The following is a 22,851-nucleotide window of genomic DNA, read 5'->3' on the forward strand; positions in this document are numbered from 1 at the left end:
TTTTTCCGGGGAAATAAGTCAATTTATGAAAAAGATTTCTGTCATTCTTGCAATAACTTCCTGTATTTATATATCCTGCAAAAAGAAAGACGACACTACGCCATCGAGGTTATTCAGACCAGTGATTGCCGGTGAGTTAACCGCCGATTCCAACACGGTTGTTGCATCCTGGCAAAAAATTGCGGGCGCTGCTGCTTATGCATTGGAACTAAGCCGGGATACGTTCCGGACTACCGATTTATCGTTGTCATTAGATACGAATGCAGCCGTCGTGAAAAAATTATTGTTCAACCAATTGTACCAGGTACGGGTAAAGGCCATTGCTGCTGATACATTGCTGAATTCAAAATGGTCTGATCTGGGCGCTGTTAAAACCTTGTCGTCCATATTGAAAGTGCCGGGTATCGACGATATCACGTATAATTCGGTGCGGGTACGCTGGACAACAAAAGGTGCTGCCGTAACGTCCATAAAAATTGTGAAGGCTGCTGATAATGCCCTGGTATCAACTGTTGCGTTAACTGCCGGGGACCTGGTGAACGAGTTCAAAGTGGCCGAAGGCCTGGAAGCTTCTACCCGGTACATTGTATTCCTGTATAGTGGCAACGAAGAAAGAGGATATGCGGATTTTACTACCAAAGCGCCGTTTTCCGGTACTGTTGTAGACTTAACCGCCATCACCGGACGACCCGGTGTATTGGCTGATACGTTGCCGCTGATTCCTTCCGGCAGCACGGTGTTGCTGAAAAGAGGGGAAACCTATAATATCTCTTCCACCATCAGCCTTAATAAATCGATTGTTATTATGAGCGCTCCCGACCTCTCCAACACTACACAGGCGAAGATTTTCTTTACCAGCAATTTCAATTTTGAAGCGGGGACGGTAATTGATTCTCTTGAATTTAATGACATTTATATGTTGGGGGATAATTACAGTGGACGCTATGTATTTAACAATAGTAACAGCGCTACTGTGGGAAAGATAAAATTCGTTAACAGCCGCGCAGAAATATTCCGGGGCATAGTGCGGCTTCAATCGGGTACCACTAATGTCAACGATTTTGTTATCGACAATTGTATCATCGACAGTATAGGCAATTATTTTGTATTGAATATCGGGGCCTCCAGCAGGATCAATAATATTTCCATCACCAACAGCACTATTTACAAAGTAGAGGGCGTGATTGCCAGCGCGCAAGGCTCCGCTGCGGTACGCATATCGGATTGCACCTTTAGTGAGGCGCCGCTGGGTAACAGCAAAAATTATTATGTTGATTATAATGCCAATGAGGTGACCAATGGAATTACGGTAAGCAATTGCATTTTCGGGATTGGGAAAGACAGCAAAGGCGCTATTACCGTCAAAGATGTGAGGGCGGGCGCCGGCACTGTGATTGGGGCCAGTAATAACTATCGTACGTCCGATCATTTATCGGCCGGCAATGATTTTCCCAATATCATCACCTATACCCGACCGGCGCTACAATTGTGGCAGGCGCCTGGTATTGGCGATTTCAAAATTGCAGATAATGCATATCCTGGCCGGAACAGTACCGGCGATCCCAGGTGGAGATAAATTTTTTCGTCAATTTGAAAACAGCAAACCCGTTATATGTTGTATATCAGAATCAAGCCGCTGGCAAGTTGCCTGCTAGTATTGCTGTCTTTATTCAGGACGCCTGTTTTGTATGCGCAGCAGCCAGCCTTCCCCGGGGCGGAAGGAGCAGGCATGTTTACCACAGGGGGACGGGGCACGGCCACAGCGCCTACCACCGTTTTTGAAGTAACCAATCTGCTGGACGACGGTTCAGTGGGCAGTCTGCGTTACGCTTTAACAGCGCCCGCTACTTACCGCACCGTGGTGTTCCGTATTTCGGGTACCATCCATCTCAATTCCGGTCTCAGTATAAAAGCCAATACGACTATAGCAGGGCAAACAGCGCCGGGTGACGGGATTTGTGTGGCGGATCACTCCGTGCATATCAGCGGCGACAATGTTATCATTCGATATATGCGTTTCCGTTTGGGCGATAAGCATCAGCAGAAACTGGATGCAAATGGTAACCCGGTAGACGGCAGTGGCGGTGATGATGCTTTTGGCGGCACGGGTCCCAGCAACATTATTGTTGATCACGTCACCGCCAGCTGGAGCAACGATGAAGCGCTGACTATTTACCGTGGCGACAACCTCACTATTCAATGGTGCATGATCTCCGAGCCGCTGAATTATTCCTACCATTTTGAAACGGGAGATACCGATTATGAGCGTCATGGTTATGGTGGTATATGGGGTGCGAAGAGAGGGAGTATGCATCACAACCTGATAGCGCATTGCCGCAACCGTAATCCACGCTTTGCCGGTATCAGCACTTATACACCTTCTACCATAGGAATAGAGAATGTAGACTTCCGGAATAATGTGCTTTACAATTGGGGGATCAACACGGTGTACGGTGGAGAGGGTGGAAACTATAACGTCGTCAATAACTATTATAAGTATGGTCCCAATACGGGAAGCGGGGTAAAATACCGCATATGCAATCCCAGTAACAGTGCCACCGTTACCTTTGGGAAATGGTATGTGAATGGGAATTATGTAGATGGCTCGCCGGGTAACACCGCTGATAACACCGCGGGAGTTAGCACCAGTAACCCTGCCCAGGTACTGGTGTCCACACCGTTTAATCATGGTTATGCGGTGAATACGGAACCAGCAGTAGATGCTTTTGAATCGGTATTACAGCGTGCAGGTTGTTCGCTACCGGGCCGTGATACGCTTGACCAGCGAATAGTAAATGATGTGCGCAACAGAACCGGTGGTATCATTGATGTGCAGGGTGGTTATCCTCATGGAACACCATACAGTCAAACCGTAAATGCCTGGCCAGCGTTAACGTCTTTGCCCGCGCCTGCCGACAGCGATCATGACGGGATGCCCGACAGTTATGAAACGGCTAATGGCTTTAATCCCAATGATGCGGCCGATCGCAACGGATATGCTGCCAATGGTTATACCAACCTGGAAAATTACCTGAACAGTCTTACGGCGCCGATATAACAGGTTAGTTACTGCCCCCGCCCTGTATTTTCAGGACGGGGCTTTTCTTTAAGCGCGCGCTTTTTTACATTTTATAATGATAAACCGGAAGGCAGGTTTGTCCGGCATCATTTTATTGGGTTCGTCAATTTCAAAGAAATCTACCAATCCATATTTCCCGAATTCTTCTTTTACGGATTCATCGTCATAGAAAAATATTTGGGCTCCTTTCGTTGCTTCGAAACGGTCTTTGCCTATTTGTGTACCCATTCCATAGTTAGGAGACTTTTTTGAAATAACTGAAAAGAAGAGGTATCCGCCCGGCTGCAATTGATTGTAACAATCACGGATAAACTTTTCCCGTTCTTCGCTATCCAATAAATAAATTAATCCATAGCTAAAGATGCCCTCATATAAGTGCTGATCAAACGGCATGGCGGTTACTGAACCATGATAGATTTTCATTTGATCTCCATAATGGCTTCTTGCCAGATCAATAGCTGTTTTGGAGATTTCAATCCCCGTTACTTTAATACCGTTGTCTACAAATAACTTGGCATTCCTGCCATATCCGATACCAGGGATCAGTATATCTTTGATACCTTCCTGTATAAAAAATTCCTTCGCTGAAATGGCAGATTCGGATGGCTCAAACCCCCACATCTCCTGCTTTTCAATAAAACTCGATTCCCAGAAATCTTCCATGATAAACCAGCTTTTTGAGGATAAAGATAAGCAATTATCCAGTAGTGCAACATTGTTGCATTGCTGGATAATTGCTTTACGCTGTTAAAAACTAATTAATTAATGGAATAATTGACGGGCAGCCATTGATAATGCTGTGCATTACTGCGCAAATGCCCAATTCCAGGGAAGGAAAGATGCGGCGCCGCGATCCAGTAGCCATTTTTAGCTGCATCTTCAAAAGTTTCCCGGCGCATTTCAGCTGCAGCGGATAAGTCAACATCAAAATCAATAGTTACCGAAGGATCGGCGAATTGAACTGCGCCTGCATGAATAACATCTCCCCAGAAAACGAGCTTTTGTCCTTTACTTTCCAGTGCATAGCAACTGTGACCGGGAGTATGGCCGGGTGTGTTGATAGACGAAATACCTGGAAAAATTGATGTGCCCGGATCATACACCTTTACCATACCTGCTTTTTGATACGGCGTGAGAGCCGCCTGTGCCGGGTCGAAGAAAGGCTGCGCTCTTTTATTGGCGGTTTGTTTATTGAAAGATGTTAACCAGAACGCCGCTTCCGGCTTGCTGATATAGATAGTGGCGTTAGGAAACATGATTTTATCGCCGTCTATAAGTCCGCCAACGTGATCCGCATGAAGATGTGTAATCAATATGGCACTGATATCTTCCACATGAAAACCCGCAGCAAGAAGGCTGGTCTTTAATTTCCCCAGGGTTGGTCCGAGGAAGCTGCCACATCCTGCATCGATTAAAATCAGTTGATTGTCCTTCCTCACGAGGTAAGCTGTGATGGAGGTTTCAACAGTGGTGTCAAGGTAGTTTTGATGAAGCAGCTCCTGCACCTCACCCTTCCGGGTTTCATGCAACAGCCCGTTAAGGTTTAAAGGAATCGTTCCATCGGACAATGCAATTACCTGGAAATCGCCTAACTGCATGGAGTAAAACCCGGGCTGGGCCGGCAGTTTAGGCGCTGCCGGTTGCGATCTTACAGCAAGTAAACCGTTTAACAGCAGCAATAATACGAATATCCCTCTGAGGGAAAATACATGTAGAACTTTCATTTTTATAAAATTATTCTACAAAATTCCCCTATTTATTTTCGATGCAGGAGGGCATTTATCACTTTAAAAATGTGACAAATCTGCCATTATTTGCGGTATAAACGACTTATGGTTTCTCTTGAAACGCCCAGGTAGGAAGCTATTACGGCTTTGGGCACCCGGCTATACAAGTTCGGATATTGTTTCACGAAATTTTCAAACCTTTCTTTTGTACTGCCCATAATCATTAACTGCAGCCGTTTTTGCAATGCCACATATCCAAGGCTTGTTTTTACTGCTACATAATGTTCATACTTCCACATCTCCCGGCCTAATTTTTCCCGGTTTTCATAACTCAATCCCAGCAGCTCACAATCCTCTATACAGTCGATAGCCGTAGTCGCCGCTGTTTGTTTTAAAAAAGCTTCCCGCTCCGATATCCACCAGTTCTCTGCCGCGAACTGATAAGTAAATTCCTTGCCCGAATCAGCGTCCGTAATATAAGACCGCAGGCATCCCTTTAGTACAAAATATTCATGTTTCACCCAATCGCCCTCTCTGACCAGTGATTTGTGCTTTTTGAGCTTCAGTGGAGTAAAGTGTGATAAAATGTATTCAAATTCTTCGTCCGTCAGCTTACAGACGGTTTCTATATGCGTTCTTAATGGATGTACCATAATCAAAAGTAAAGAATAGCCCTATTCCTCAGGTGAGTTTTTTCTGTAGCCGTGAAATGCCCTGCCAGTGCAGGAAATCCGCATCTCCGAAAACTTTTTTTGTTCGATGCTTGCGTTTTCCAAAACCCGGTTGTATATTTGTCTACAATAATAGTAGACTAATAGAATTTACCACCACCAAAGTCTTTGTCCCCACCATACAAAGCAAATCTGAATTAGTGTTCTTTATTGAAGTTGCCTTACAGAGGCGACCTGATCAACCAGTTTAATAAACATTTCAACAATGAATCAGCTATTGTACAACAATAGAGGCAACAGGAAATTTTACGCGGATACAGTGACATCCGTGTGTTGCTGTTGTTGTTAGGGCTTTCCGATTGGCACATCCGATTATTTAAATGACACCTGGCGTGGTCATCATGGCCATGTATTGTCCCATTCTTCCAACATCTAATTCCCCTTTGTATGTTCAAATATTTACGAAAGACACTATTGAGTGCTGCCTTGGTATTCTTTACTACCAGCATTTATTCACAGGCTCCTGTGCTGTTAAAAGGAAAAGTGATTGATAATAAAACACAGGAAGCACTACCGGGTGCATCCGTGCGCATCAAAGGCAGCGCTACAGGCACGCTCGCAGATGCTACCGGCATCTACCAGCTAAGCCTGTTGAAATTACCGCAAACCATCATCGTTACCTTTATCGGGTATCAATCGCAGGAAGTATTGATTACAAAAGATGACCTGAACAAAGTAGTGAAGCTGGAACAACAGCAGGCATTATCTGAAGTAGTGGTAACGGCCGTAGGCATCAGGAGTGCCACGCGATCACTTGGTTACAGTGTGGGAGAAGTAAAGGCCGCGGCATTGAAAGACAGCCGCGAACCTAATATAGTGGCAGCGCTCAGCGGAAAGGTAGCTGGGGTGCAGATCAATAATTCCGGTGGCTCTCCCGGTGGATCATCTACTATAAAAATCAGGGGAAACAGTTCCCTGCTCGGGAACAATGCCCCGTTATTTATTTTAGATGGTGTACCTGTAGATAATTCTATCCAGGATATTCTTCCCGTATCAAACAGTGTTTCACTAGCTACGCCATCCAACAGGGGCATTGATATTAACAGTGCAGACATTGCCAGCATAACCGTTTTGAAAGGCCCCGCTGCGGCTGCATTGTATGGCATCAGGGCATCGAACGGCGCCGTAGTGATCAATACAAAAAGAGGTAGTTCCCTTACAGATAAATCTTTTGGGGTGAGCTACAGCGGATCATTTACGGTTGATAAAATAAACCGCCGTATGCAGCCACGGCAAACCAGTTTTTCCAATGGCATCGGCGGGCAATATGTGAAACCCGGCACTACAGGCTCCGACGAAAACTGGGGCGCATTGCTGGATACACTCACTTACAGCTCACAACCCAGCAATTTTGATAAGAATGGTACGATAGTAGGCAGAAGTTCCCCGCTCTCCAATGGTATACCGGTGAACAGGTATGATAATATCGGGCAGTTTTTCGTTAACGGCTATACGAACGATCATAACATCAGCTTTTATGGAAATACAGGAAATGCCGGGTATTATTTTTCATATGGAAACCTGAAACAGACAGGTATTATTCCGACAACAGATTTCTTCCGGCATACTTTCCGTTTTAACGGTGACTATACCGTTAACGACCGGCTGAAAGTATCCGGTGGCCTCAATTACATCAAAGATGGCGCCGGTAACAGGGCCCTGATGGGAGGGTTTAATACCAACGTTGTTCGTGCGCTGATCAATTCCCCGGCAAACTTTGACATCACCAATGGTTACTCCGAACCATGGGAGCATCCTGAATCCTATAAGCTGCCGGCTACTACCAGCAAGCCGTGGGGCGACAGCCGTTCGTACGCGAATGGTATTGGCTGGGATAATCCGTATTGGTCGCTCAATATGAATCCGCAAACCGATGAGCTGAACCGCTTCATTACCTTTGCAGAAGCCAGCCTGGATATTACGAGCTGGTTAAAAGCCACCGCGCGTTATGGCATCGACAACTATACCGATGTGAGGAAAGGCGCTTTTAGTCGCGGTACCTCCGGCGTAGGTACCGGTACCATCAACGACGTAAATTATTCCAGGAGAGACAATAACCTGGATGTTTTACTGGTGGCAGACCGGAAACTAAATAAAGACCTGGACCTTACCGTAGTAGCAGGATACAACTATTATAATTCCTGGAAGAACCAGGTAAATACACGTGGCGATGGGTTAACAATCCCGGGCAATTTTAATATCGCCAATGCATCATCTACCCAAACATTTAATCAAACTATCCGGCGGAAACTGGTGGCCGGATATGCAGATGTAAAGCTGGACTACAGGAAATGGTTATACCTGGAGCTGACCGGCAGGAACGAGTGGACTTCCACGCTGGCCAAAGGTAAAAATGCTTTCTTTTATCCTTCCGCCAGTACCAGTTTTATTTTTACAGATGCGCTTCACCTGAATAACAGTATCCTGAATTTTGGTAAGATACGCGCCACTTACGCGCAGGTAGGTAATGATGCAGATCCTTATTCTCTTGAAACCTATTATGTACCTACTACCAGTGGCGGATGGATACAGAGCGGGATCAGTTTTCCGTTCAACGGCAAACAGGGACTCAGTTACAGCGCTACTATCGGCAACCCCAATCTTAAACCGGAGCGCATCAGCACCTGGGAAGCAGGCGTGGATCTGCATTTCTTCCATGATAAAACACAACTGGAAGGAGTTTATTATTACAACAGCAGTAAAGACCAGATCATACCGGTTACGTTGCCTTATTCTACCGGTGCCGCCTACACGCTTACCAATGCGGGCAACATCGTTAACAAAGGAATTGAAGCCAGCTTGCAGCAACGTATCGTTAGCGGCCGGAAATTTTCATGGACAGCCACCGCTTTGTTTAACAAAAACATCAGCCGTGTAAATTATATCGCCGATAACATTTCCAGTGTGAGTCTTGGTGGCATATGGATGGAAGCGAGGGGGCAGGCAGGTCAGCCTTATGGCGTATTCTACGGTACCGATGTAAAACGTAATGCAGCAGGAAAACCTATCATCGATGATAATCCCAATAGTGCCAGCTACGGTTATCCGTTGGTAAATACTACGTTCACAAAAATCGGAGATCCTAATCCTGATTTTAACGTAGGGTTGCGTAATGAACTGAGATATGGTTCCTTCAGCTTTTCATTTTTACTGGATGGCCGCTTTGGCTTTGATCTGTTCAATGCACCGCGGTTGCAGATGGTATTTAATGGAGTGGATGCCTCCACGGCTGCCAGAGGGACGACCACCGTTTTTGATGGCGTTACTGCTTCAAAGGGAGAACCCAATACCATTGGAGCGGTGCTGTCGCAGGCATGGTACCGTAACACTTTCAATATTCAGGGGCTTTATGTGGAGCATGATCTTTACTGGATAAAGCTCAAAGATGTGAATCTTACGTATGCTTTACCAGCACAGCTGTTGAAGCCGGCCCACATATCGGCAGCAAGCGTTACGCTGACCGCCAGGAACTTTTTGTTGTCTACCAATTACACCGGCAGTGATCCGGACCTGGGAAGCCGGAACGGCTTATCGAATGCAGCGGGTATCGACTTCTGGACAACGCCCAACACAAAAAGTTATGGCGTGGCATTGAATGTTTCTTTTTAACCCATTAAGTAATCAGCAAAATGAGAATATATCCATCTAATATCGGACGTTTATTTATTGCAGTGAGTATGTTAGCCCTGCAGGCATCCTGCTCGCTTGAAGATACCAATGTGAACCCTAACGCCTCTACGGAGGTATCCGTCAGCGCCGTGTTAACCGGCGCAGAAGTAGCGCTGGGCTTTAACCTGGGGGTTAATGCCGGGTTGATTGCCAACATTTATATTCAGCAGGCTTCCGGCGCCAACGGCGATGCCGCGTCCTTTGATAACTACGCTTCATCGACCCAGTACTTTAACCAAACCTGGCGGGGCTTTTATGTAGAGGTGCTGGATGAACTGAAGATTGTGCGGACTACCGCAACGCAGCAGCAGTTGCCCTATTACAGTGGTATTGCGCGGGTGTTGAGCGTATATACTTACGGCACTTTAACAGATCTTTTTGGAGATATCCCCTATAAAGAATCATTGTATGGCAACAATATCACCAACCCTGTGTATGACAAGCAGGAGGATATATATAAATCGCTGCAGGAGCAGCTGGATTCCGCTATCGCAGAGCTTTCATTACCGGCGGCCAGTAACCTGGGCGCGTTGCCGGCCACAGATGATGTGATATACGGCGGTAATATAGAGCGGTGGAAATCGCTTGCGTATACTTTGAAGGCACGTTTCGCGATACATCTTACTAAAATAAACAGCACTACAGCCGCACAAGCCACCTTGAGCGCATTGTATGACGGCGCCCGCTACAGGGGAATCGCCGATAACTCAGGAGATGCGCTGGTGGTATTTGGTGCATCCACCACCAATGCGAATCCTTTCTATCAGCAAAATACCAACAGGCCGGGATGGATAGGGCTGGGTGCTTCTTTTGTAAACCTGTTGAACGGAAATGCTGTAACAGATGATCCCACTAAGCCGGAAGGGCTGCTGGTAGATCCGAGACGGGCTTATTTCGCGACTCCTTACCCTGTGGGCAGCAGTACCTACCGCGGGAGCGCCCCGGGCGTGCCTGGCGCCTTTTCTGTGATTGGCAGCTATTATGGAACCGCTACTTCACCGGTGGTGATCAGCAGTTTCGCAGAAGCAAAATTCCTGGAGGCGGAAGCGCGGTGGAGGATAAACCCCGCAGATCCTTTAGCTAAAACAGCATTGGAAGCGGCGATACGTTCGTCTTTTCAACGGGTAATCAGCAATAGTGCAGATCCTTATGCCACACCGGAGAAGCAACAGGCATATATAACGGCGAAGGCTATATTAAGCGGCGATTCCGGTAATGATCTGAATACGATTATCACCCAAAAGTATATTGCATTGTTCCTGCAGCCGGAGGCCTGGTCGGATTACCGCAGAACAGGTTATCCTGCGTTGCCGCTGGCTAAAAACGCCACCAGCGTTGCCAATCCGAATGGACAAATACCGCGCAGGATTCCTTACCCGCAGAATGAACAATCGTTGAATAAAAACACCCCGGCGGGATCGGGGTATCAATCACCTGCTTTGTGGTGGGACAAATAAACTATCAGCCAACTAAATAATAAGACATGAAATTTTCAACCTCTTCCGGATCCTTTATTTCGTTGATGCTGCTGGGCGCTGCATCGGGCGCTTATGCGCAGTACAGCCCGCAGAAAAGCTATGCCGGAAAGCCAGGTACCACGCTTGCACAATCGGTTATTACCCCTGCGCCTTTTAACCCGGTTGCCCCGGCGGGCGCCCCCAATATTATTTATGTGATGCTGGATGATGTGGGATGGGGCGCCAGCAGCGCGTTTGGCGGACTGGTGGAAACACCCGTTTTTGATAGTTTAGCTAATAACGGTCTGCGCTATACGAATTTTCATACAACTGCTATCTGCTCGCCTACGCGTGCTTCATTGCTGACGGGCCGCAACCATCATTCGGTGAATGTGCCAACGGTGATTGATGCCGCGGTGAACCTGCCGGGACATAACGGTTATATGCCGTTTGAAAAGGGCACTGTAGCGGAGATATTAAGAGAAGATGGATATAATACTTATGCCGTTGGTAAATGGCATGTAACGCCCAGCCCGGACCTTACACCCGCAGGGCCTTTTAACCGCTGGCCCACAGGTCGCGGGTTTGATGCCTTCTTTGGATTCATGGCCGGGGAAACGGACCAGTATACGCCGGCGCTCTGGGAAAACACGGTAAAGGTAGAACCTGATCTGCAGGGGAAACATCTTACTACTGTGCTGGTAGATAAGGCGATTTCCTACATCGCCGGGCAGCACTCCGCTGCACCCGATAAGCCTTTCTTCCTGTACTTTACCCCCGGAGCTACGCATGGGCCCCACCAGGTAGACAGAGCCTGGATAGATAAGTACAAAGGTAAATTTGACGCCGGCTGGGATGTATACCGCGAGCAGGTGCTGGCGCGTCAGAAGGCGCTGGGCCTGGTGCCAAAGGATGCCACCCTGCCACCACGCAACCCGGGCGTGAAGCCATGGGAGTCGCTTTCCCCCACTGAAAAGAAAGTATTTTCCCGCTTCTTTGAAGTGTACGCCGGATTTCTTTCCCATACGGATTATGAAGTAGGACGCCTGGTAAACTACCTGCGGGATACCAAACAACTGGATAACACGCTGATAGTACTCATTATCGGAGATAACGGCGCCAGCAAGGAAGGAGGACTCAGCGGTCATGTGCATGGCATTAATGAGTATATCGACGGCAGTTTGTTTACCGAGAACTACGACCGCAGAATAAAGGATATCGACAGTTTATATGAGAAAATAGGAAGCCCGGAATCCGGTCCCAACTACCCGGTGGGCTGGGCGCAGGCGGCGAATACACCTTTCCGTTATCTTAAGCAGGATGCGAACAGTGAAGGCGGTACCCGTAATCCGCTGGTGATCTTCTATCCAAAGCTGATCAAGAAAGGAGGCATACGTACACAGTATTCGCATGTAAACAGCGTGACGCCTACCGTGTTGGAAATTGCCGGATTGAAAATACCGAAGGTGATCAATGGTTATCCGCAGGATACGCTGGAGGGCATCAGTTTGGCTTACACAATCAATAATGAAAAGGCGCCGGAACGGCATCATGTTCAGTATTACGAAATATCCGGTGGCCGCGCCATTTACAAGGACGGCTGGAAAGCTGCTGTGAGCCACAAACGGGGTACACCGTTCACCACAGACACCTGGGAACTGTATAATCTGAATACAGATTTTAATGAACAACATGACCTGGCCGCAGGCAACCCGGCGAAGCTGAAAGAGCTGCAAAATCTTTTTGACACAGAGGCATGGAAGTATAAAGTGTATCCTTTGCTGGGAGATACCACCCGTCTCACACCGGCTATTCTTACCAAAGGACCACTGGATAGCCGCCACAGCGCTATATTATACCCGGGTATCACGCAGGTGCCTTCCCGTTCCGCTCCCTTTCTTTCAGAGCAATCGTTTATCATTAAAGCAGATGTGGAGTTGAGTGATGCAAAGAATGAAGGCGTGTTATTAAGTACGGGCGGGCGTTTTTCAGGGTTTACTTTTTTTGTGCAGGGAGGAAAACTGCAGGCGGTGCATAACAACAACGGGCAACTCACTTCGCTTACTTCGGGTAAGGTGCTCCCGCTGGGAAAGGCTATACTCCGTTATGAACTGACGTACACACCGGCATTAAAACTCACAGATCCGGCGGGTACAGAGGCACTGTATATCAATGATGAAAAGGTGGCAGAACGGGCCATTAGCAAAGCAGATGCTACTATTTCGCCCTATGATGAAGGGCTGGATGTAGGGCGGGACCAGGGTTCCGCAGTATCTCCGTTGTATAAGTCGCCTTACAATTTTACCGGTAAACTTAACCATATCGAAATTATACATCCATCACTTTAAATGCACTATTATGACGTTAGCAGATCTTGTTTTAATAACAAAAAAAATTGCCATCGGCATATTGATATTCCTGATACCACTGGTGATTATTGCCGGTAGTATCTGGCTGATACACTTTTTATTTAATCAACATCACTGATCACATAAAAAAGATAAGTATGACAACAACAGCAAAAACGCAGACGCAGGTGATCCTGAAGGACTCCCTGATTAGTTTACTGCTATATGTATTGCCGATAGGGCTCATGTTTCTGTCGTTTTATATCAGTGGCAGCAAACCTTGGCTGAACGCCACTTCCGAGCATCTTTCCTTCCGGGCGCCGGCATTCCTGGATGCGGTATTTAATAACCTTAAAACGTGGGGATTACCGGCTATTATGCTGGTAGTAGGGTTGATAGAATTTTCGGTAGGACTGTACGAAAATAAGTGGACAAAGAATGAGCGCACATTGGATATCGTATGTTTTATACTTCCGAAAATTGTGTTGCGTCCGATGATTGCTTATTTCGGGCTGAAGTTATTGCCTTTTGTTTTACCGGATGCAAAGAATGCGTTTGCCTGGGTGCCTTTCTGGTGGGGCATTGCCATCATGGCTGTTGCGGATGACCTTACGCAGTACTGGTATCACCGGCTGCATCACCAGTTGCCGCTGTTATGGCGCTTTCACCGTACGCATCATTCCGCGCCTTATATGGGTATGGCGATGACGAGCAGGCAAAATATTATTTACACGGCATTTTTTTCGCAGATCTACCTGACGGTTACGCTCACCTACCTGGGTCTTGGTTACCCGGCGCTTTTTGTGGGCGGTATAAAATCGCTGATTACTACCGCGGCGCATTCCAGTATAAAATGGGATAAGCCGTTTTATACCATCCGGTGGCTCAATCCTATAGGCTGGATCATGGAGCGTTTGATTTCAACGCCGGCCACGCATCATGCGCACCATGCAGATACCACAGATGATGGCATAGGGAACTACAAAGGCAACTTCGGGAATATGTTTTTTATATGGGACATCATTTTTGGTACCGGTATTATTACCCGTCAGTATCCGAGTGCTTACGGATTGAAACATTATAAAGAAGAAGAATGGTATGCACAGTTGTTATGGCCCATTTTTAAATCGAAGAAAGAAGGCAGTGAGCTGGCGCATAACGGGCCGGTGGTAGGAGATGAAGTAACAGAAGAACCGGTTCCGGTGGTAGCGCCGCCTGTGGCGGCGATTGTACACGCAGAAGCAGTATAACGTATTGGATATAGCAAAAAGAAACCGCTGCAAACATCTTTTGCAGCGGTTTCTTTTATTGGAAATGTTACCGTTCGCGGTAGGCGATGCAGGAAATTTTTCCCATTCCGGTATATGATTTATACAGCTGTAAAGAGGCATTGATGTCAGGAACGTTATAGATATCAAGTGTGCCGGAGTTCGCGGGTTGCCCCTGCGTATAGGTGGCTACCAGTAACTTTTTGCTTAGCCCGATATAATAGTTTGCATTAGCTGCGCCGGCATATGTAGAGGCAAAAGGCTGGAACTTCATCAGTGAAATTTTCCGGTTGCCGTAATCATGCATCAGGATGCTGCGTTTTGTAGCATGATCATATTCATACACCTTGCCGCCTACGTTATAAAACAGGTAGCCAAGATCAGGACTCACGGCAAAGTTTTCGGCGTCAGCAATGCCATCGCCGGTAATTTCTGCATAATAGTTCTGTTTACCGGCTGTTGTGAAGCGCGCCAGGAACCGTTTGCCGGTGGTGCTGTTTTTCAGCACTGCAAATACTTCCCCGCTGTTGAAAGGTGCAAAGGCGCTGTATATTAAATCCATGCCCGTGCTGAAATTAAATAGGTCGCCAGCCGGAAGTGTGAGACAGGTAGTACCCGAGCCAGGATAGCGCAGAAAGGTTTTGGTGTCTTCATTGAAGAGGATCGACTGCCCCGATGTGTTCTGACTCATCCAGCGCGACGGTTTGAAAAGCGCGGTGCCGCCGTCCTGCGTATTTACGGGGTTGGTAATAGAGCTGTAGCCTATTCCATATATATTGTTGTTGACATAAAGTAAACCGCCGTAGAACCGGAGGGAGATGTCGGCGCCTGTCCAATCGCTGACAGGTTCCGCCGCCTGCATAAAGTTCTTCATGTCGTAAGCCGGTACATAATCCAGTGAGTCCAGTCCGAGCAGCACCGCATTTTTGCTGGTGGCTACAAATATGCCGAGTGATCCGTTGGTAGGGCCGCCAATGTCTGAGAACTGGGTAGCTATAAAAGCAGGAGTGCCCGTTGGTTTGTAAGAAGAGTGCACTTCTTTAAGAATATCGGGGTATAAGGTATCGGTATTGCCTTTATGTGAAATCATATCCAGCCGGCTGTTACCATTTTCCATATCACACAGCATCATCCATCCTTCATAGGAAGGAGCGCCTACGTTCAGTGTAAAATAGTTGTCGGTGAATACGCCGGTCCTTTTATCGGTAACGCGGTAATACATCGCATAGAGGCCATAGTCAAGCGTGATCACGGTATCAAGATTCCTTGCCGTAGAAATGATGGTAGGGTCCATCGTGTATCCTACCAGGTGATCCGCTACCCAGTTATATGTATAGTTGGCCGTATCTTCGTGATCATCTTTTGAAAATTTCAGCACCGGTTTGATCTGCAAGCGGTTGCCGTAGTCCAGTAAATATACAGAATCTACTCCCTGTATAGTAATACTGTTGATGGGGGTATAGGTATAGTTACCTTTATCCTTCATACACGCCGGCAGCAGCAGTGCAAGAATAAAGACGATGAGTATTGGTTTGAGATGATGAGTGTTCATGTTTGTAAATGAATAAGATGAAAGAATATTATTGAACAGCGGATCCCATTTTCATTTCGGTTCCATCTTCTTCTGTAATTGTTTTACCTGCACTCTTCTGGCTGTTGAGATACGCCTGGAATTGCCGGGCGTAGTTGGTGAGCTGTGTCGTAGAATACAGCGTGCCGGAGTAGAACTTAGCCAGCGAAAGCGACTGGTTAGCGATGAACAGTTCCAGTTTTTTGCGTGAATAAACCCCCAGGGCGCTGGTGTTGTTATCCCAGAAATCTGGTTTGGGAAGAATATCCTGTATGATAATTTCCAGGTTAGTGGCAGATACTACATTCGTCGCTGCAAAGTCGATCACGCTCATGTTTGTTTGAAAGTTGCTGTTAGGACTGAGCTTCAGAAAAAGCGATACTGTTTTTTCACGCAGGTCTGCCGGGCGGAAGACTTTCACAGATACCAGTTTTTCATTGGCATTACCGGGAATAAGCAGGCTATCGGCAACGGGTAAACGATAATGTTTATCTGCCACCGCGGTAGTGGTGGCTTTGTCTGCCGCCATATTGAACAACCTGCCTTCAGCGGTGACTTTTCCCAGCAGGTTTACATAAAACCCGGCGCTGTCTTCCGTGCTATTCCCCTGGAAGGCAAAATTGATCATGATAGTATCATAGTTAGTACCTGACTGGACGTAGGAGAAGAAAACGTTATTTTCTTCCGTATAGCGCAGCAGTTCACTTTTAGCGCATCCCGTTATCAGGCCGGCGAGGAGAAGGAAGTATATTGGAAAGAATTTCATGTTATTGCATTGATACATTTGAGACTAAAGGCTTTTTATCTGAAAGTGGTTTCGGATAACGGAAGCGGTACTACGTATTTTTCCGGCGTCATGGTAATGGTGGCGTTGGCGGAAGCGCCGCTGCTGATGGCCGGGAGGTTGATGCGTTTGTAGTAGAAGAACAGTTGCCCTTCTCCCCAGAATTCTTTTTGATACTCTTTGGTGAGCTGGATTCTTTTATCGCCGTTGATGGTAACGGGAGGCAGGCCCCTGTTATAGCGTACGGTATTCAACAGCGTGGTGGCCCTGCTGTCGTCCGTTTCTCCTTCTATGGCGATGTAATACAGTTCCGTAAGCCTCATTAAAGGTTGCAGTTTCCGGTAAAGCAGGTTTTTGTTTTGTATATCTGCATATTTGAAGAAAGTTTTGTCTGTCCGTACAGAAGTTCTGTCCACATCAAAATTGATCCGGTACCGGTAATCGTTATTATAGTCTTCATAAATAGCAGTAAGCCGTTGCGGCAGCGGCGCCAGCAGGTTGGTGTTAAGGTTGGCGGCAAACCAGCTGGTTTGGGTGGCATACATATCTGCATTTTCCAGTCCGAAAATAACTTCAGAAGAAAAGATCCGGTCGGGGTTTACGATGCCGGGAGCAGAGAAGGCAGAAGGGCTCCATGGGAACCAGGGAGCAGCTTCATTGATCACAGCCGTTGCTGCAGCGGCAGCTCCTGTATTATCACGCCTGTAGAGTAGCACTCTTGCCTGCAGTGTTTTCACTGCATAATAATTCATGCGGCGGTTGCGCAGGCTGAAAAATTTATCAGGGGTAGCATCCGGCGCCGTGATACCAGCCGTGCGTACCGGGTCTTTTTCCAGCAGGGTTGCCGCAGTAGAAAGGTCAGCCAGCACATTTGTGATAACGGTATTAGCGGGCAGCAGGGCCTCTATTTTCGAATCCGGTGTAACAGGATAGGGAATAGAAGCTTTGGCCGAATCGGTGGCATATACCGGTCCGAAAAGACGCAACATATCAAAAGCCACAAATGCCCTTAGTCCGTATGCTTCTCCCAGCAGCAGGTTTTTTTCCGCTGCGCTTAATACATTGTTGGTGCTATCCAGGTTGTGAATGAAGAGGTTGATATTCAGGATAGCCGTATAGGCATTGTTCCAGATGTCGGTGGTATGCGACATGGTGGTGGCATCGGTGTATGTATACCGTGCTGTGGTATAAAAGGGATGGGAGAAGGCGGCGCAGTTATAGTACTGGGCCAGCACATCAAGCGTGGTAGCGGTGAGCTCACGGCCATATACGGTGGGTTTGGCCAGGTTCAGATAAATGCCGTTGATGACGTTGCGAATGGACGCCTGGCTGCCGTATACCTGGTTTTCCAGGAACTTGTCTTCCGGCTGTACATCCAGGTATTTACTGCAGGATACCATCGAAAGAACAATGATGGTCAGCAGCAGGAACGGAAAGATGCGTTTTATCGGTTGCATAAAAAAGATATTTAGAAGAAGATGTTTAAGCTGAAAGAAACCGCGTTGCTGAAGGGGTAATCAATTCCTCTTTCAGATTTTATATTCGACAGGCGGAAGATATCGTTCATGTACGCGTTCACCCGGATGGTTTGCAGTTTCAGTCGCCGTACCCACGGATATTGTACGGAGCGGAATTCGTAACCTGCATTGATAGATTCACCGGTGAGGTAATTCTCTTTCTGGATGAAGCGGGACGACATCGGTGTTACATCGGTGAGACTGATACCTTTGAACAAAGCATCATCGCCCGCTTGCTTCCAGCGTAAGTCCAGCGCTCTTTTATCCTGGTTGTATTGCAGCTGATCGAAGCTGATGTTTTCTACTTTATTGTACAGGGCGGAGTTGAAAATATAAGCGCCAATACTGTAACGGAGGTTGATGCCAAACAGGAATCCTTTGATATTAAGATTGGAGCTGATCACACCTTCTACCTGCGGCCTGCCGTTGCCTATAGGAACAATGTCGGCAGGATCATATACCAGTGTTTTTTCACCGTTTGTTTTTCTGAATACTTCTTTACCTGAAGCAGGATCAATACCGAAGGATTTTACTGCCCAGAGTTCATCAGGACTGTATCCATCGAGATAGCGTTGCAGGGAATTGGATTTCTGCGCTTCATCATTCAGGTTTTTGAGAATGTTGGAAAATCCTTCATACCTGCTTTTATATAAGCTCCCGGTATAGCCGAGTGTCCAAAGGATATTTTTCTTTGGCTGGTAGACAGGTGCATACCGTACAATGGCTTCCACGCCACGGGTACGGAGGTTTCCTACGTTCAGCACATAGGTAGACACGCCGGATGATGCGGGCAGGGAACCGTTGGTGATCAGTGGTTTCGACAGCTTCTCATAAGCGTTGAAAGTAGCGGTGAAGCGGTTGTCAAACAGGGAGGCGTCTATACCAACGCTGGTGCTTTGTGTTTTCTGCCATTCCAGCAGCGGGTTACCGAGTTGGGTGAGATAAAGACCTTGTCCATAAATGTTCAGGTTATTTTCATACCCGTAAACAGATGTGGAAGCATAGCTGCCCAATGCCTGGTTACCCGTGGTACCTATGTTTCCCCTGATCCGGAGCATGGTTAGCCATTGTATATCCGACATAAAATGTTCGCTGCTGATGTTCCAGCCAACACCTGCCGACCAGAAAGGCGAGTATTTATTTTCGGCGCCGAAAGAAGTGGAGCCATCTATCCTGAAATTCGCATCTACAAAATAGCGGTTGTCGTATGCGTAGTTAACGCTGCCCAGTGCGTTCACCCTTCTTACCGTTGTTTTCTGGTATATAGGTTTGCTATCTGGCAGGAAGCCATAGGCAAAGGCGGGGTTGGGATTTACACCTTCGGGGAAACCGGTGGCGGTGTACGCGGAATAAGTTTGACTTTGTTCCTGCATTTCCGTCCGGGCGTTCCCGGTAAGACTATGCACCTCGTTGAATACTTTCCGGTAAGTAAGCATCAGGTTGGCCTGGTAGCTCATGTTGTCTGTCCGGGAATCGGTGTACCAGCCTTTCCGGTAGGTATCCACCGTGTCGAACATGGTATTGGAGGCAGGAATAAAAAGGGTGCCTTTGGTGGTTCCTTTCTGCACCTGTAAGCCACCGGAGAACCGGAAGCTTTGTGTGAAGTCATATATGAAGTTCAGGTTGTTCTGCAGCAGGAGCGTATTGGTATTGTTTTTTGAATTAAGCGTGGCATTGTATAAAGGGTTACCTACTCTAACAGTATCCGGGATAAAGGAGTTGGTATTTACCAGGTATGTTTCCAGGTACCGGTCGGTATTCAGGCTGCCGTCGTCTCTTTTTTTCCGGTAGTAGGGGTTGATGTTTACGAAATCATTGAATGAGCCATAGGGCGATTCGTTGGAGTTGGTACCGTTTACATACAGCTGGTTGGTGATGTTCAGTTTTTTCTTCCGGTAGGCAAGATCCACGGTAGCGCCCCAGGTAGTTCTGTCGGACCCGATCATTACGCCATTCAGTCCGCGGTAGTTCAGTCCTATGCCGTATTGAAATTCCTGGCTGCCGCCACTAACGCGGAGCGAGTGCCCGTTGGTAAAGCTGTTCCTCAGCGGCACATTGAGCCAGTAGCTGTTAACCCCGCTGCGTACGGCTGCCAGCCGCTGATTATAGAGATTGTCGTTGGTAATGCCGGAGTAGCCAAACTCTTTTTTGTACAATCCTGCCAGTTGTTGAAACTCCAGGTTTTCTGCTGCATTCATCATGTTATAATCGCGGAGGTCGGGTATTTCCCAGCGGAGATCAGCGGTATAAGACACATTGAGGTCTCCGGGTTTGGGTTGTATCGTTTCCACGATGACTACCCCATTGGCGGCGCGGGAGCCATACAGCGCAGTAGAGGCAGCATCTTTCAGCAGAGTAATGGAAGCCACCCGGTTAATGTCCAGATCAACGATCTGGCTCAGGGTGGTTTCCATTCCATTCAGGATAAATAATGGTTGGTTAGGATCGTTGGAAAACTGGTCTCTTACGGTGCTGGAGGAAAGACTTGTTTTGCCGCGCACTTCTATATTAGGCAGCTGGTTGGGATTGGAGCCCTGGATGTTATTGGTGGTAATGATAAAGGAAGGGTCCAGCGTTTTTAAGCTTTGGACTACGTTGAGGTTTCCCACCTGGCGCAGTTCCCTGCCGCTAAAGGAGGCTACTGCACCGGAAAAGGTGAGTTTATTCCTGTCGAACATCCCGGTACGCACCACTACATCCTGTATTTCCACGGCGCTTCTTTCCATTTGTATGGTACGGATTCCTTCCTTCCAGGGCTTCAGTTCCAGCGGTTTGAAGCCAACAAAGGTGATGACCACAGCCGTCTTTTCGTCCGGTACACGGATCAGGAAAGTGCCATCTGCAAGGGTGGAGGTACCCTGGCGGGTTCCTTTCACCATTACGCTGGCGCCGGGTAATGGTTGTCCGTTTGTGTCGAAAACCCGCCCACGCAGTATTACGGTTTGCGCCTGGTCCTCTGTGCTGCCGGATGGTTTGTACGGGCTGATCACGATGGTATTGGCGTCCCGGATGGACCAGGTAAGGGGCAAGCCTTTCAGGCATTGCGTTAATACGTCTTTCACCGGCGCATTTTTTACATGCAGGTCAAACCGCTTATCTTCCGGTAACATATCGTTATTGTAGATGAATACATAACCTGTTTGTTTCCGGATCTCCTTAAATACCTCTGCCAGCGTGGTGCTGTTTTTTGAGATCGTTACCTGGGAGAAGCCTGTTGCTGTTACCTGCAGGCAGGCCATCAACAGGAAAATTGCTTTAAACTTCATGGTTGATAATGGTTTGGTCTTTGTCCTGCTGCCATAGTGCAGGAAATGATGATAAAGCCACAAATGTTTCATTTGTGTGGATTTTGGTTTAATCGCGTTATTGAATGATGGCATCATTTGCTTTGCCTGCAGTGCATAGCAAACTTTACCCCGATGCGCGGTGGTACGCATGGTTTGCTCTAAAAGACAGCTGGTATAAAAAAATCAGTATACTCTAATTCTATTTCCTTCTTCCCTGAACTTCACGGCGCCGGTGGCCGACAACAATGACAATACTTCGCTTATCTGAGAGGAGCGGGCTATTACCGCGCTGAATTTCAGGTTAAGCATGGCGGGATCCGCCTCAAAATCCACGTTATACCATCTCGACAGGAGGCGTAAAACCACGGCCAGGCGCTCCTCTTCAAAATCGAAATAGCCATTTTTCCAGGCTATTACCTTTGAAGTTTCCACGGACCGTACCGGGATGGTGGTGATGGTGCCGTTATGGGCCGTTACGGCCTGTTGATCCGGCGCCAGTATAACGCCGGCGTTACTGCCTGCGGATACTCTTACTTTCCCGGTGATTAATGTAGTGCTGGTGGCTCCTTCTTCCTCGTATGCGTTGATATTAAAGTGCGTGCCGAGTACCGTTACCTGCTGATGCGCGGATACCACTATAAAAGGCGTGTTTTCCGCGGCGCCTGTATTAAAGGGGCTGACTTCCAGGTATATTTCTCCCGTAATTTCTATTTTTCTTTCTTTACCGGTAAACGCGGTAGGATACCTGACCGACGAAGCGGCATTCAGCCAGGCTTTTGTGCCATCCGGTAATGTTAGCTGGAACTGGCCTCCACGCGGGGTGCGCAATACATTGTAGCTTACGCCGGGGGCGCTGCTTTGCACATCGTATTTCAACTGGCTGCCCTGTTGACGGATGGAAGTGCCGCCCTGTTGCAATTGTTGTGCGCCGGAGCTGTCGAGTGCAATACTGGAGCCATCGGCCAGTATGAGAATGGCCTTATTAACGCCGGGTTTAGCGGTGCTGATATAGTTGGCTGCCGGCGCAGGCGCCCTGGAGGATGGTGGCAGCCAATAATAAGCGCCCGCGGCAATGAGCAGTAAAATGGCTGCGGCGGCGGCATAGCGCTGCCAGTGGTTTATCTTTTTTACCGGCTGGTTATGTGCTTTTACATAGGCAAAGATTTCTTCCCTGAGGATGATGTCTTCGTTTACTTCAATGGGTGTTCCAAGTGCATCGTCCACCACTTTTTCCAGGGTGGGCATGTGTTGCCTGCTCCTGATCATGGCGAACAGCAGTTCCTTCTCCGTTGCAGTGATGGAGTTGGTGAGGTATTTATCCATTAATGACTGGAATTCCCCTGAAGCGTGCATACACGATTACATTTTAAGACAATCAAAAATTGCGTCTTTACTATAAAGACCATAAAAAAGG

At 47.5% G+C, this 22,851-nt stretch carries 14 protein-coding genes; 6 read left to right on the forward strand and 8 right to left on the reverse strand.

What is annotated here, in order from left to right:
- Positions 1–25 precede the first annotated feature (25 nt).
- Positions 26–1,576: a DUF5123 domain-containing protein gene (locus tag AB6805_RS25085; RefSeq protein WP_370912194.1), complete on the forward strand. Its 1,551-nt coding sequence runs from the start codon at positions 26–28 to the stop codon at positions 1,574–1,576.
- A 36-nt stretch (positions 1,577–1,612) separates the two neighbouring features.
- A complete protein-coding gene (locus tag AB6805_RS25090) occupies positions 1,613–3,058 on the forward strand; it encodes a polysaccharide lyase family 1 protein (RefSeq protein WP_370912195.1) in 1,446 nt (481 codons plus the stop codon).
- 48 nt (positions 3,059–3,106) lie between these two features.
- Here the strand turns inward: AB6805_RS25090 and AB6805_RS25095 are convergent, their stop codons facing one another.
- The 3 genes from AB6805_RS25095 to AB6805_RS25105 all read right to left on the reverse strand — a co-directional run bounded on the left by AB6805_RS25095 (position 3,107) and on the right by AB6805_RS25105 (position 5,459).
- Complete coding sequence (locus tag AB6805_RS25095) at positions 3,107–3,742, reverse strand: class I SAM-dependent methyltransferase (protein ID WP_370912196.1); 636 nt, start codon at positions 3,740–3,742, stop codon at positions 3,107–3,109.
- 95 nt (positions 3,743–3,837) lie between these two features.
- A complete protein-coding gene (locus AB6805_RS25100; RefSeq protein WP_370912197.1) occupies positions 3,838–4,803 on the reverse strand; it encodes an MBL fold metallo-hydrolase in 966 nt (321 codons plus the stop codon).
- An 86-nt stretch (positions 4,804–4,889) separates the two neighbouring features.
- Complete coding sequence (locus tag AB6805_RS25105) at positions 4,890–5,459, reverse strand: Crp/Fnr family transcriptional regulator (protein ID WP_370912198.1); 570 nt, start codon at positions 5,457–5,459, stop codon at positions 4,890–4,892.
- A 465-nt stretch (positions 5,460–5,924) separates the two neighbouring features.
- On the opposite strand from AB6805_RS25105, the gene AB6805_RS25110 reads away from it, so the two are divergent.
- The 4 genes from AB6805_RS25110 (at position 5,925) to AB6805_RS25125 (ending at position 14,261) form a co-directional block, all read left to right on the forward strand.
- A complete protein-coding gene (locus AB6805_RS25110; protein WP_370912199.1) occupies positions 5,925–9,146 on the forward strand; it encodes a SusC/RagA family TonB-linked outer membrane protein in 3,222 nt (1,073 codons plus the stop codon).
- Between the two features lie 20 nt (positions 9,147–9,166).
- Positions 9,167–10,663, forward strand: coding sequence for a SusD/RagB family nutrient-binding outer membrane lipoprotein (locus AB6805_RS25115; RefSeq protein ID WP_370912200.1), 1,497 nt, complete (start codon positions 9,167–9,169; stop codon positions 10,661–10,663).
- A 26-nt stretch (positions 10,664–10,689) separates the two neighbouring features.
- Positions 10,690–13,011 (forward strand): arylsulfatase, encoded by a 2,322-nt coding sequence (locus AB6805_RS25120; protein ID WP_370912201.1) that lies wholly within the window; start codon positions 10,690–10,692, stop codon positions 13,009–13,011.
- 158 nt (positions 13,012–13,169) lie between these two features.
- A complete protein-coding gene (locus AB6805_RS25125) occupies positions 13,170–14,261 on the forward strand; it encodes a sterol desaturase family protein (RefSeq protein WP_370912202.1) in 1,092 nt (363 codons plus the stop codon).
- Positions 14,262–14,328: 67 nt separating this feature from the next.
- Here AB6805_RS25125 and AB6805_RS25130 read toward each other — a convergent pair whose 3' ends face one another.
- The 5 genes from AB6805_RS25130 to AB6805_RS25150 all read right to left on the reverse strand — a co-directional run bounded on the left by AB6805_RS25130 (position 14,329) and on the right by AB6805_RS25150 (position 22,790).
- Complete coding sequence (locus tag AB6805_RS25130; protein ID WP_370912203.1) at positions 14,329–15,831, reverse strand: PKD-like family lipoprotein; 1,503 nt, start codon at positions 15,829–15,831, stop codon at positions 14,329–14,331.
- Between the two features lie 28 nt (positions 15,832–15,859).
- A complete protein-coding gene (locus AB6805_RS25135) occupies positions 15,860–16,615 on the reverse strand; it encodes a DUF4843 domain-containing protein (RefSeq protein ID WP_370912204.1) in 756 nt (251 codons plus the stop codon).
- 35 nt (positions 16,616–16,650) lie between these two features.
- Positions 16,651–18,090 (reverse strand): RagB/SusD family nutrient uptake outer membrane protein, encoded by a 1,440-nt coding sequence (locus AB6805_RS25140; RefSeq protein WP_370912205.1) that lies wholly within the window; start codon positions 18,088–18,090, stop codon positions 16,651–16,653.
- Between the two features lie 11 nt (positions 18,091–18,101).
- Entirely contained in the window at positions 18,102–21,488 is a 3,387-nt protein-coding gene (locus AB6805_RS25145) for a SusC/RagA family TonB-linked outer membrane protein (protein WP_370912206.1), read from the reverse strand.
- Positions 21,489–21,620: 132 nt separating this feature from the next.
- The gene (locus tag AB6805_RS25150; protein WP_370912207.1) at positions 21,621–22,790 is read right to left on the reverse strand and encodes a FecR family protein; all 1,170 of its coding nucleotides are present in this window, start codon (positions 22,788–22,790) and stop codon (positions 21,621–21,623) included.
- Between the last annotated feature and the right edge of the window lie 61 nt (positions 22,791–22,851).

The sequence above is a fragment of the Chitinophaga sp. RCC_12 genome (assembly GCF_041360695.1).
Classification (GTDB): Bacteria; Bacteroidota; Bacteroidia; order Chitinophagales; family Chitinophagaceae; genus Chitinophaga.